An 11,212-nucleotide genomic window follows, 5' to 3' on the forward strand; every position below is an offset into this window, starting at 1 on the left:
TCATGGAAACTCCCGATACATTCACACATTCAAAACATCACTGAGGAGTGGAGCTGTCTCTCGACACGAAGCCCGTCAGCGGTTTCAGGGCAATGTCAGCGGTTTCAGCGGCCCACGGCCTCCCAATGCAGCGAAGCAATTTGCAGCAAGACTTTTGTCCACTTACTTAATGACGATCGAGCTGGTTGCCGTCGATGATGCGGCAACGCGAGACGCCGCGCGGGACCTCATTGCCGAGTATCTGAGATGGGTCGCGAGCGTTGCTGCCGCGAGCTACGGTCTGTCGTTCGATATCGATGCGATGGTCACGTCGGATATCGAGGATCGGGCGAAGTTCTATCCTCCGAGCGGCCGGTTCTACGTCATCCGCCGCGAGGACGCGAACGTCGGAGTCGGATGTCTCAAACGCATTACGCGGTCTGTCGCCGAAATTCAGAGGATGTATGTGCAGCCGCACGTCCGAGGAGCCGGCGCCGGTCGCCTCCTGCTGCAGCAGCTTCTGTCAGACGCGCGAGCCATCGGCTACGAAAGCTGTGCGGCTGGAGAGTCTGAAATTCCTGTCCGCAGCTCACGCGCTCTACAAGTCGGTTGGTTTCGCTGAAATCACTCCGTATGCCGACAACAGCATGACGAAGTATCAGCCACTCGGCACGATGGACAGGTATCGCTCCAGCGCGGTATTCATGGAGCTGCGCCAATGTCGCCGCGGTTTCGAGCCGGCCCAAATGGCCGCCTTGCATGAACACGATTGAAGCCTCAATGCTGACGCCGGACCGCGTGATTCGCTCCAGCCGCCGGCGCTTGGGATGCGAGGTCAGAAACCGCGCGGGGATAAGCCCGAGCCCGATCCCGCTCGCCACGAGAGACACTTGCATGTCGATACTGTTGATCGCGGCGGCGACTTCGAACGGAGAGCCGAGTTCGCGCAACCTCGCCTGGAGTGCCTGACGAATAAAGCACCCCGGCGGGTTGAGCACCCAGCGTGCGTCGAGATCGCGATCTTTCGACTTGCTGCTGCGCCGCGCGCGAGGTTGCGGTCCTCTCGCCCTGACCAATACCAGACGTTCTGTAGCCAAAACACTGCTGGCCACATCGCCGGGCGGCGTATCGTCAGCCGAGAGGAACGCCAGTGCCACATCGAGCTCGCCGGTCCGCACCTGCTCTATGAGCTGTTGCCTGAGACCGGTGCTCAGCACCGGTTGAAGCTGGGTGAAGCGACTCGTCAGGCGCTGGATCGACCCGACGAGGCTCGGTTGCGCGAGCGCATGCGACAATCCGACGCGGAACATTCCGCTTGGCTCGGCGTCCTTCGACCCCGTCGCTTTGAGCTCGTCCATGATGCGCAGCATCTGTCGTCCGCCGTCGAGCACCGCGCGGCCTTCGCGCGTAATCCGCCCCGGTTTCACGCTTCGATCGAGCAGGGGCGTCTTCAGTGTCGCCTCGAGGCGCTGGATCTGCCGTGTGACCGCCGACGGCGTCAGGAACAGCCGTTCGGCTGCCCGTTGCAACGACCCTGACTCGGCCAGGACGACGAACGTCCGGATCTCATCGAGCATGACGGAACTCCCAGTTGCTAGTCGAGCAATATGATAGTGAAAAGATTGCATTTGACGCAACTGCAAGCCAGCCTTAAGCATAACGTCTCCAGCTCATGACCGGCATTCAGGAGCCTGCACCCTGATCGGAGACCGTATGAAGTCAATTCGTGTTGCCATGGCGGGCATAGCCCTTCCAGTCGCACTCGCCGCTCAGCAGCCCGCCACGCCGCAGGCCAACCCGATAACGGCGGCGTTCAAGGCCCGCATTGCGGTGAGTCACCGCAATATCGCGCAGGCATTCGATTCAATTCCTGAGTCGAAGTTCGGCTACAAGCCAACGCCCGCGCAGCTGACCTTCGGCTTCATCGCACAGCACGTCGCGAGCGACAGCTACCTCTTCTGCAGCAACTTCGGTGTGATGAAGCCGACGATCGACGCCAAGGACACGTCGACGCCCGACTCGGTCAAGGCAACATGGCCAAAGGCAGAACTCGTGGCGAAGCTGAAGGCGTCGTTTGCATTCTGCGACCAGGCGATCGAACAGGTCACCGATGCGACACTCCCCGCCGCGATTTCGTTTACCTATGGCGGCACCGAGAGGAAGTCGACGCGCGTCAACATGCTGCTTCTCCATGCGCTCGATCTCGCCGATCACTACAGCCAGATCGCGAACTACATGCGCCTGAACGGCATCCTCCCGCCGTCTGCGCTGCCGAGGCCGGGGCGCGGAGGAAGGTAGTCTCAGATTCCGTCGAGGTGAATGCCGTGCGCGCATCCGCGCGCACGGTTGCGGGAACATATCAACGAACCGGTGTTCGCCCCTACGGGCCATTAACTGGCGATCATCTCGATTTCGACTTCGGCATTCAGCGGCAGAGCTGCGACACCGACAGTGGTGCGAGCTGGATACGGGGCGACAAAATGTCTGGCGTACACTTCATTCATCTCGGTGAATCGCTTTATGTCTATGAGATAGACATTCACTTTCACCACGTCGGCGAGCGTTTTGTCCGCTGCCTCCAAAATCACTTTGAGGTTGTGGAAGATTTGCTCTGTCTGGGCGGCGACGCTGTCCTCGATGAGTCTTCCCGTGGCCGGGTCTTGTGCGACCTGACCGCTCGTATACACGCGGTCGCCATCGCGAACGGCAGGTGAAAATGGACCGACGGGTTTGGCCACACGGTCGGACGTAATGGGCTCGGGCGGCATATTAATGATCGTGTGATGAGAGGGTGGCGGTGGAATGACGAGACCGTCATCCGACGTTGCCTACTTGAGCGCCTCCATCGGAGAGACGCGCGTGGCGCGTCTCGCGGGAATGAAACAGGCGGCCATCGTGACGATCCCCAGCAGCACCGGCACGACCGCGAACGTCGTCGGGTCGCTCGCCGACACGCCGAACAGGAGGCTCGACATCAGCCGCGTCACGACGATCGAGCCACCCAACCCCACTATAGTTCCCGTGGCGGTGAGAATGAGGCCGGGGCGGAACGCGAGGCCGAGGATATCCCGCGGTTTCGCACCCAATGCCAGCCGAATGCCGAATTCCTGAGCGCGTTGGCTGACCACGAACCCCATCACGCCATAAATCCCCAGCGCGGCGAGCAGGAGCGCCGACACCGCAAAGGCCGACATCAAAGAGAGTGAGAACTTGCGCCGCGCCATCGAAGCGGACATCAGGTCCGCCATGGTCCTGACGTTGAACACCGGAAGTTCTGGATTGATGCTGTGTACCGTCTGCGTCAGGGCCTCCTTCGTCGCCTTCACGTCGACGTCGGAACGTGCGCGGAGAAATACGGCGGGCGTTATGCTGGGATGTTGAAGAATGGATTCGTACACGCGCGGCGGCGGCGCCACGTCCAATCCGTCATTGCGCACATCCCCGACTACGCCGATGATGATGGCTTCCTTTCCCAGGCCATCGTCGCTATGCCGCCAGGCATACCGCAACCGCCGGCCAACTACCTCTCGTTGCGGTGAGAATCTGCGAACGAACGCTTCATTGACCACCACGACTCTCAAACTGGAGTCTGCGTCGTGATCGGTGAAGACACGGCCCTGCTTCAGCGGCGTCTCGAGCACCGCGAAATAGCCTGCGCTCACGGCTCCAAACTCCGCTGCATGATCATTCCCCTGCGTGGAAACCTCGTCGGGTAATGAAAACGGGAGGGGATTGTTCACATTGCCAAGGAGTGGGATATCGCTCGACGTACCGACCGCGGATTCCTCGATGCCGGGGAGCAGGGCGATTCGAGCAAGCAGCTCCCTGGCAAGCTCGGCGCGCTGCGTTGTCGTCCGGTATTGATTCGCATCGGGATTGCCTGGAACGGGAACCCAGATTTGGCCCGCGACAAGCCGCTCCGGATCGAGCCCGGGATTCTGACCCAGCGCGGCCGAGAAACTGCGAACAAGCAACCCGGTGCCAATCAGCAACACCGCCGATAGCGCGACCTCCAGCACGACCAATGCGGCGCGCGATCGATTCTGGCGCACGCTCTGCCCGCCGCCCGTGCGTCCGCCGTCCCTCAAGTCGCGGTTGGGATCGATCGCCGAGGCGTGGAGCGCCGGCATCAACCCAACCAACACCCCGGTCGTGAGCGACAGCACAAGCGCGAACGCGACCACTCGCCAATCCGCATGTACCTCGGCGAGTCGTGGCACGTCCGCGGGCATCAGCGTAAGAAGCGATCTCTGTGCGATCAGAAGCACCGCAAGCGCCGCCGCGCCGCCGGCAACCGATACGAGCACGCTCTCGATCAGCACCTGTCGAACGAGCTGGCCGCGCGACGCGCCCAGCGCCTGGCGAATCGCGAACTCGCGCATTCGTGCCGATGCCCGCGCGATCAGCAAACTTGCAATGTTCACGCAAACGATCAGGAGGACGAAGCTCACGGCGGCGAGCAGGATCACGAGCGTCGGCCGCACATTACCCGTCAGGCTGGTTTGGGCACGCTCGAGGCGAAGCGACCAACGCAGCCGCTTGGGATAATCGTTGGGGTAGGTCTGCTGCAACGAAATCGCCAGCGCATCGAGTCGCCCCTGCGCCTGTTCGAGCGTCATGCCCGGTTTCAGGCGACCCAACGCTCCAGGGACAAACCGCACATTGCGCAGCGGCGGCGAGGGGTAAGGATCGACGGTGAATCCGCATGCCGACCAAATGTCGACGTCGCCGCCCAGCGTATTGCCAGGGTGCCGAAACTCGCGCGGCATGACGGCGATGACGGTGTACGGGTCTTCATCGATGCGAACCCGCCGTCCGATGACACGTGGATCCGATCCGAATTGGCGTTTCCAGAGGCCGTCGCTGATCACGACGCCATCGAGGCAGCCCGGCTCCCACTCTGACTGTGTGTAAACTCGTCCGAGCGCCGGCGTTGCGCCGAGGAGCTCGAAGTAGCTCGGGCTCGTACCGAGAAACTCGATCCGCTCCACGCCGTCGCCGCCCGCCAATGCCTGGCTCGCGGGAAAAATCACGCTGATCTGTTCGAATACTCCGGAACGTTGCAAATCGTATAGTTCGGGCACTGACATGCCAACGTTCCTGGCTCCAGCACCGCGCAGATCATCGAACACGCGCACGATGCGATCAGGTTCGCGGAAGGGCAGCGGCTGCAGCAGCACGGCGTTCACGATGGTAAAGATCGCGAGATTCGCTCCGATGCCGAGCGCCAGTGTCAGCACGCTAATCGTGACGAACGCGGGGCTTTTCTTCAGCGTCCGCAGCACGTAGCGCAAGTCCTGCAGCAGCCCGTCCATACTCGTCCTCCATCCGGCGACGTCAACGGCGTGGTGGGGAACGGCGATTGCCAGCTCCCGTGGACGAACGTGTAAGTCGGGAGGTGCGGTGCGTCAAATGCAACGTTAGCACAATTATATTGCCAAAATCGCACGACGCGTTTGGAGTACACGTGTGGAGAGCGGAACCTCTTGCAACAAATCGCTGGCAGACCCTACGCTGCGAATTCTCGCGCCGACGGCCCGTACGGATGTTTTGCCAATACGTCGAATCGAGAGGCAACGCAGCACATCGCCTCTCAATAGGCTGAAGGCCGCATGGCTCCAGCCATATGGCCGAATCGTCACGATCCCGGCGCCCTTTCTATAATTATCCCTGACACATTCGGCGCGACTCCCGACAGATGCCGTCGTGACGCAACCTCCCATCGTAACCGATCTCGCGACGGCAATACTCGCGGTGTATCAGGCGCCACTCGAGGGCTTCATCAGCCGGCGCGATGCGCTCGCCAAACAGCTGCGCGCCGAAAAGCGACGTGACGATGCGACGCTCGTGAAGGCGCTGCGTAAACCGAGCCGAATAGCCTGGGCGCTCGACGCCGTCGTTCACGAAGACCCGGTATCGATCGAACATCTCGCGGCGGCAATCGGCGAGGCGCAAACCGGCGCCGATCTGCGAGGCGCGCTCGAAACGGTGAAGGAATCCGTGCGCGCCGTGGCCGCTGCCGCTTCGCGCGTCGCGATCCGCGCGGGATATCCCATCGAGCCGAACGCACTCGCCGCGGCCGTCCATGCGATCATTGGCGACGCGAGTGCATTTGCGGAGCTTCGTACTGGACGGCTCGTGGATGTGCCCCAGGGCGGCGGCCTGGACCTGCTCATCGCGCTGGCGACCAGTCCATCTTCGACAAGAACAGCACCGTCGCCAAGCGCTCCGCCGCCCGCGATCGAGCCGGCGAAGGCCGAGTTGCGTCAGGCGGAGAAATTGCTCGCCGAAATGCGTGAACAGTCGGCGCACGCGCTGGAGTTGCTTCGGGACGCCAGAGCAAGATTCGATGCCGCCGAACACGCTCTCCGGCACGCTCAATCCGAACTGGAAGCCCGCCGTGACGATGTCGAACTCACTCGGCGACACACCGAGTCGGCGGCGGCGAATCTCGAAGATGCGCAACGAGCTTTCGATGATGTTCGCGCGCGCGTGGCGGAGGTCGAGTAGCCTCACTTGACCCGCAACGTTCGCCGAGCGTATGCTCGGCGTCATGAGTGCTCCGAGATCTCCGTTCGACGTCATTCGCGTCACCGCGGTGCGGCACATTCGAGATCACACGCTCTGGCTGGAGTTCAGCGACGGTCTCGCCGGCGAGCTGGATCTCGCCGACGGACTCGTTGGTCCGGTCTTCGAATCGCTGCGCGAGCCGAGCGAGTTTGCTCGAGTGCGTCTGGGCGCTGAGACGATCGAGTGGCCGAACGGTGCCGACTGGGCGCCGGAATCACTGCACGCGCGTTTGCGCGCGCGGAATTCATGGCACGCGCGCTCTGATGATGCCGGCTCCTCGGTGATCGCCATGCACGCTCGGAAGGTGCCCGAGATCAGCCGCTTTTATGGAATCATCATCAGCATGTTCTACGATGATCACGCTCGAGCGCACTTCCACGCGCGCTGCGGCGGCGATTCGATTGCCTTGGAGATCGATGGCGATGGCATTCGCGGGAGCTTCTCGCCCAATCGGCTGACGCTCCTGTTCGAATGGAGAGAGCTGCACCGCGCCGAGCTGCGCGCGAACTGGGAACGCGTGCGCCGCGGAGAGCCGCCGCTATCGATCGCGCCACTCGAGTAGCTCGACAATCGCGTGGCGGCGATGACTACATTTTGAGTCGTCGCGCATGGCGCGCATGGTTGCGCGAACGCTCAAGTCGACCTTCGACATTGTCTGGAATGCCTTCGGCTACGAACAGTCGCGCAACCTCGATTGGCATGCCCAGCATGAAAGCGCGATCAATTCGCGTAGAGTGAGCGCGAGAGCGGGCGTAGCTTTTCCGGATTGGCCACGACGTAGATCCCGGCAATGCGCTGCTTCGATACGTCAATCGAGACGACGCGGCGTGGAATCCCCTCGACGAGGGCGACCAGGGCGACGCGCCCATTGATGACGCGTGTGATGACGTCGTTCGTGCCGAACTTGCGTCGGACGCCGCCAGGGACGACCCCAACGGGCTTGACTACGCCTTTCTCGGTCACATGGATGACCTGTCGGAAACTCAGCGCGAGATAATTGTCGCAACGTACTTCGAAGGACAGCCGCGGGATGAAATCGCGCACGCCGCGGCATCAGTCTGAGCACCTACGACAATCATAGAAAGGCTGCATGCCGCAGAATGCGCGACTCGAAGAGGGCGGTAGTCGACTCTTCCGCCAACATCCTCCCGGACTGGTACGATCGCGTCGAGGAGATGAACAAGCGGCACGCGGCCAGGCAGCGGCGCCGCGCGTCCCGCAAGAAAGAGAAACGATCCAACTCTGGAGGCGACCGTTCCAACTTCGAAGAGAACCGGTCCAACTCTCGAGGCGCCCGCGAGAAAAACGGACGCGCCCCTGACGTATCGGTAGGAGCCACTACCGAATCGTGAGGCGCCCCCGACAAATCGGTAGGCGACGCAAGCATTCTTCGAGGCGACCCGCGCAATGTCGGAGGCGACCCGCGCTCCGCACGAGTGCACCGCGGCTATGTGTGACGACACCCGCGGTCGTGCATGACACGACCGCGGCAATTCAGGACACGCCCGCGGCAATGCAGGACACGACCGGCGCAATGCACGACGCGACCGCGGCAATGTATGACGCGACCGCGACCAAACACGACACGACCGCGGCTACTCATCACGCGACCGCGGCTATTCATGACACGACCGCGGTCATGCACGACACGACCGCGACAATGTTGGCAGTCACCCTGAATTAGTTGGCAGGCGACCGCCGCCCTTCACAAGGGAACCGTGGCTTCACACGACACGACGGTGGCTTCACACGACACGACCGCGGTTTCATACCACACGACCGCGGCTTTTCACGACAGAACCGCCACGCTCGCTGGGTGCATCGCGCCTGTGCACAGAGTGCTTCGCGTGGCCACTCCGGCAAGCGCCACACAGCTTTGGCCTACTTCCGCATACCCGGTGGATCGAGCCGAACGAACTGCCCGGCGTCGATATTCCCGTCGTGAACCGTGTACAGCGTGAACCCCGACGGGAAGATCGTCGGGCCAAGCTCATTCGGGCCGACGATCGCGGCGCTCACTTCGGACCGGAGCTGCACGCCGTCGCTCACGAATGACGAGTGCTCCGACGAGTGCATGTGCGAACCCAGTGCGAGCACGTAGCGATGGCCGCGCATGGCCTCGAGCACGTCGAGCACGTTGCCGACGGTGTGACGGTACTGTTTCTTGCCGTTGACTTTCGCGAGACTCGCCACGAGCGGATCCTCATCGTACGGGATCAGCGTCGTCCAACTCGAAATCATCGGGATGTGGTTGAACGTGACGATTGGCATCGCCGGCGGGACCTGCGCGAGATCACGCTTGAGCCATTCCATCTGCACGCTGTCGACGTCGCCGTAGTACGCCGAGTCGTCGGGGGAGATGGTATTCAGCCCTATGAAGTGGACGCCGCCGTAGGTGAACGAGTAGTAGTCGGGACCGAAGTACTGGCGATACATGCCGCGGTTGTAGAGCGGATTCGCGGGATCCGCATGCGACCGTGAGGGGATGATCCCGTAGTGATCGTGATTGCCTGGTACCGTCCACACGGGCGTGCGAAAAGACTTTGATTCATCCGCGTACAGATCGAAGTACGACCGCGCACTCGATTCGGACTGGCTCATGGCGTCGCGCACGAGATCGCCGCCCATCAGGACGAACGCCGGGCCCAGCGAGTCCGTCATTCGACGAAAGCGGCGGAAGCGATCGACGTTCTCCGGGGCGATGTGCGAGTCGGAAGCGTGGACGAAGGCGAACGTCCGTAACTGCGCTTGGCGCACCACACCGAAATCAACGGATGCGGGCGCCGCCGTCGTGGCGAGCCAGAACGCGTGGCTGGAGCGAAACCCGTCGGGCACCGAGACGAACACGATGCCGGTCATGCCAGTCAGAATCTCGAAGCGTCCGAGCGAGTCGGTGACGACGACATCCCGCTGGTTTGAAACGATCACTCCCGGTACGCCAGGCTCCGAGGCGTCGCGCTTTCCATTCATATTCGCATCGGCGTAGACCACGCCGTGAAGCCGTGCATTCTGCGCAACGGCACGAGATGCTGCGAGCATACTCGACGCCGCGAGCAGCATGAGTCTCACGAGCGCGGAACAGGCGATTGGCTGCAAAGCGATATCCTCGTTCGAGGCAGGAGGTCCGACGACGGGCGGCGATCAGGGCCCAGAATGACACCGAACCCGCGAACGATCGGCGCGACGCAGAAGAACAAGCCGGCTAGAACGGGTGCAATCGGAGCGCGCGCGGCCCGTCGATGCGGCAATCATAGCGCGGCGATGCAGTCTGAGATGTCAGAGTCTGGCATATTCTACGGGCAGGCCCGTAGCATGGCGACATGCACCGTGTGGGTTCGGCAATTCCTCGGCACCGTCACTTCGCAAACCAGGATGCCGCCTCTTAGGAAGTGTAGCCGAAGGTACAAAGTCGTTAGGCGCGCTGACTCTTGATCCCAAGAGCAACCCAGTACTCCCTTTCTGTCGATACTCTCGAGGCTCCCGGGTCGGCGTGTGCCCACTGGTTACCGTTGGTTACCGTTCGGGCTCGACCGGTGTGCTTGCGTTGAGCGCCGTTCCTAGCACGCCGTTCCTAGCGCGCTCCTCCTAGCGCGGTGTCCCTCGCGTGCTCTTCGAGGAAAGAGAACCAGTGGGGGTTTGTGCTAACGTACTAGCACTTGCTAGCGTACTAGCACCTACCGCGCCGCGAGGAGTCAGGATGGCCGCCACACCGAAAGCTGACCTCGGTCGCCGCGAGCGACAGATCATGGACGTCGTCTATCGCCTCGGCCGCGCTTCCGTCAGCGACGTGCGCCAGTTGCTCGCCGATCCCCCGAGCTATTCGGCGGTGCGCGCCATGTTGAACCTCCTCGAAGAGAAGGGACACCTGACGCACGAGCAGGATGGGCTCCGCTACATCTACAAGCCCACCGCGGCGCGCGCCCAGGTGCGTCGCTCCGCGCTACGGCACCTCGTGCAGACATTCTTCGACGGCTCGCCCACGAGTGCCGTCGCCGCCTTGCTCGAGATGGCCGACGGCGAGCTCTCGGCGTCGGACCGGGCGCGGCTCGCCAAGGTGATCGCTCAGGCGAAGACGGAGGGAAGGTAGCCATGTCCGCGCGAATGATTGCCCAGTACCTGCTCGTCGTCGGGGCCAAGTCCTCGCTGTTGTTCATCGGCGCGCTGCTGATCACGTTGAGCATGCCGCGACGCGCCGCGGCCGCGCGCCATCTCGTGTGGATCGGTGCCATTGTCGCTGCGGCACTGCTGCCAGTGATGGGTGCATTCGCGCCCTCCTGGAATGTGCCTGTGGTCTCGCACGCACGCGCGACGGCATCGTCCCTGGCTCGAGCGGCAGACGACGAGCACCCTGTTGCCGTCGCACCGTACGCTGCGCCACATCACGACGTCTCGCGCGAGATTCGCGATCGAATGAATCTTCCCGTGCAGATCGGGGACACGATCCGTGCGACGACAAACGCGGTCGTCGCGTCGCGTCTGCGCGAAGTCGATCCGGCGCTTCATTCCACCATCGTGCCGTTGGGACCGGGCCGGGCGGCCCTGCTGATCGCGATCGATGGCCGCTGATCACCGCATTGGCGATGGCTACACGAAATAGGTGTTTACTGAACTGGCCTGCCAATATCGTCTGACGTCGACCGATCGTTCCCCTTGCGACACAAGG

General features: G+C 62.4%; 11 protein-coding genes. 6 read left to right on the forward strand and 5 right to left on the reverse strand.

What is annotated here, in order from left to right:
* Positions 1 to 410: 410 nt before the first annotated feature.
* Positions 411 to 1,556: a LysR family transcriptional regulator gene (locus VGH98_05715; GenBank protein ID HEY2375453.1), complete on the reverse strand. Its 1,146-nt coding sequence runs from the start codon at positions 1,554 to 1,556 to the stop codon at positions 411 to 413.
* Between the two features lie 136 nt (positions 1,557 to 1,692).
* Between VGH98_05715 and VGH98_05720 the strand changes: the two genes are divergently transcribed.
* Positions 1,693 to 2,277 carry a DinB family protein gene (locus VGH98_05720; protein HEY2375454.1) on the forward strand — a complete coding sequence of 195 codons (585 nt, stop codon included), beginning with the start codon at positions 1,693 to 1,695 and terminating at the stop codon, positions 2,275 to 2,277.
* Between the two features lie 92 nt (positions 2,278 to 2,369).
* On the opposite strand, the gene VGH98_05725 is transcribed toward VGH98_05720, so the two are convergent.
* A complete protein-coding gene (locus VGH98_05725) occupies positions 2,370 to 2,747 on the reverse strand; it encodes a Rid family detoxifying hydrolase (protein ID HEY2375455.1) in 378 nt (125 codons plus the stop codon).
* A gap of 60 nt (positions 2,748 to 2,807) precedes the next feature.
* Positions 2,808 to 5,294, reverse strand: a complete 2,487-nt coding sequence (locus VGH98_05730) for an ABC transporter permease (GenBank protein HEY2375456.1) — start codon at positions 5,292 to 5,294, stop codon at positions 2,808 to 2,810.
* A 391-nt stretch (positions 5,295 to 5,685) separates the two neighbouring features.
* On the opposite strand from VGH98_05730, the gene VGH98_05735 reads away from it, so the two are divergent.
* On the forward strand, positions 5,686 to 6,489 hold the full coding sequence (locus tag VGH98_05735; protein ID HEY2375457.1) for a hypothetical protein: 804 nt from the start codon (positions 5,686 to 5,688) through the stop codon (positions 6,487 to 6,489).
* Positions 6,490 to 6,532: 43 nt separating this feature from the next.
* Positions 6,533 to 7,111 carry a DUF4160 domain-containing protein gene (locus tag VGH98_05740; protein HEY2375458.1) on the forward strand — a complete coding sequence of 193 codons (579 nt, stop codon included), beginning with the start codon at positions 6,533 to 6,535 and terminating at the stop codon, positions 7,109 to 7,111.
* A gap of 158 nt (positions 7,112 to 7,269) precedes the next feature.
* On the opposite strand, the gene VGH98_05745 is transcribed toward VGH98_05740, so the two are convergent.
* A complete protein-coding gene (locus VGH98_05745; GenBank protein ID HEY2375459.1) occupies positions 7,270 to 7,593 on the reverse strand; it encodes a hypothetical protein in 324 nt (107 codons plus the stop codon).
* A 409-nt stretch (positions 7,594 to 8,002) separates the two neighbouring features.
* On the opposite strand from VGH98_05745, the gene VGH98_05750 reads away from it, so the two are divergent.
* Positions 8,003 to 8,233: a hypothetical protein gene (locus VGH98_05750; protein HEY2375460.1), complete on the forward strand. Its 231-nt coding sequence runs from the start codon at positions 8,003 to 8,005 to the stop codon at positions 8,231 to 8,233.
* Between the two features lie 197 nt (positions 8,234 to 8,430).
* On the opposite strand, the gene VGH98_05755 is transcribed toward VGH98_05750, so the two are convergent.
* On the reverse strand, positions 8,431 to 9,609 hold the full coding sequence (locus VGH98_05755) for a metallophosphoesterase (protein ID HEY2375461.1): 1,179 nt from the start codon (positions 9,607 to 9,609) through the stop codon (positions 8,431 to 8,433).
* Between the two features lie 637 nt (positions 9,610 to 10,246).
* Here VGH98_05755 and VGH98_05760 point away from each other — a divergent pair.
* Entirely contained in the window at positions 10,247 to 10,636 is a 390-nt protein-coding gene (locus tag VGH98_05760) for a BlaI/MecI/CopY family transcriptional regulator (GenBank protein HEY2375462.1), read from the forward strand.
* Positions 10,637 to 10,638: 2 nt separating this feature from the next.
* On the forward strand, positions 10,639 to 11,115 hold the full coding sequence (locus VGH98_05765; GenBank protein HEY2375463.1) for a hypothetical protein: 477 nt from the start codon (positions 10,639 to 10,641) through the stop codon (positions 11,113 to 11,115).
* The last annotated feature ends 97 nt before the right edge of the window (positions 11,116 to 11,212 follow it).

This window comes from Gemmatimonadaceae bacterium (assembly GCA_036496605.1).
Lineage (GTDB): Bacteria > Gemmatimonadota > Gemmatimonadetes > Gemmatimonadales > Gemmatimonadaceae > AG2.